The sequence below is a fragment of the Ruegeria sp. BHSA118 genome, assembly GCF_059613405.1.
In genome coordinates this window covers 1-1,321 of sequence record NZ_JBXWSM010000159.1, presented here as the reverse complement: position 1 = coordinate 1,321, position 1,321 = coordinate 1, and the positions used below count along the sequence as shown (strand labels likewise).

The window sequence follows — 1,321 nt, the reverse complement described above, 5'->3', positions numbered from 1 at the left end:
TCACAACCTCGCATTTTTTGTCGTAAGCGTCCCAGCCGAGTGCGCCATACAGCATCGCGGTATCATGCATCGAGCCTTCACCGCAGCAGAAGTTGGCATAGTCCCCCAGCATCTTGAGGAACTGAGCCTCCCCATCTGAACTGGTCCACCGCTATGTTTAGGAAACGGAGGACCAAGAATGGCAAACAAGCGACCGAAGCCGGAAGAGATTGTCTCAAAGTTACGGCAGGTTGAGGTGCTGATGGGGCAAGGCATGCCCCGGCTGGATGCAATCAGACAGATTGGTGTTGTTGAACAGACCTATTACCGATGGCGCAGGCAATACGGCGGAATGGGTGTAGATCAACTGAAGGAACTGAAGCGGCTTCAGAAGGAAAATGATCGGCTGAGACGAGCTGTGTCAGACCTGACGCTCGACAAGCTGATCTTGACGGAGGCTGCAAAGGGAAACTTCTGAGCCCCGCTCGCCGTCGCGCCTGCATCGAACATGTGCGTCGCCAGTTCAAAGTGTCTGAGCGCAGAGCCTGTCGCGTGCTGGGACAACATCGTTCCACACAGAGGCACATCCCGAGAGGCCGTGTCGATGAGGATCGGTTGGTTGCCGACATGATCGAATTGGCCAGGCAGTATGGTCGATACGGCTATCGTCGGATTGCGGCCTTGCTCAGAGAGGCAGGTTGGTCGGTCAGCGATGGCCGTGTCGAACGACTATGGCGGAGAGAGGGGCTGAAGGTTCCCGCAAAACAACCGAGGAAGGGGCGGCTCTGGCTGAACGATGGCTCGTGTGTTCGGCTGAGGCCGGAGTATCGCAATCATGTATGGAGCTATGACTTCGTTCATTGTCGAACCGACGATGGCAAAGCTTTTCGGACGCTGAACATCCTTGATGAGCACAGCCGGGAGTGCCTTGCGATCAGAGTGAAGCGCAAGCTGAACTCGGTCGATGTGATCGATGCCCTGACGGATCTGTTCATACTGCGCGGTGCACCCCGCTTCATACGTTCAGACAATGGGCCAGAATTTATCGCCCAGGCCGTCCGAGACTGGATCGCCGCAGTTGGCGCCCAGACGGCTTACATTGAACCTGGGAGCCCGTGGGAGAACGGATACTGTGAAAGTTTCAATGGCAGGTTCAGGGATGAGCTACTCAACGGTGAAGTCTTCTACAGCCTGCGCGAAGCTCAAATTCTGATCGAACAATGGAGGAGACACTACAACACAAAACGCCCCCACAGTGCACTGGGCTATCGCCCGCCAGCACCTGAAACCATCATCCCGATGGATCACAGGCCGATGATGCACTAACAATCAAATCGGACCA

The 1,321-nt window shown here is 55.7% G+C and carries 1 protein-coding gene; it reads left to right on the top strand.

Going from position 1 to position 1,321, the window contains the following annotated elements; translation table 11 throughout:
• Window positions 1-178: 178 nt before the first annotated feature.
• Window positions 179-1,305, top strand: a protein-coding gene (locus tag AC2FNN_RS21625) for an IS3 family transposase (protein WP_496760579.1) whose coding sequence is annotated in 2 segments (ribosomal slippage) — window positions 179-443 and window positions 443-1,305 — 1,128 coding nt in all. Because the reading frame shifts where the segments join, the coding sequence is not laid out codon by codon here.
• Window positions 1,306-1,321 lie beyond the last annotated feature (16 nt).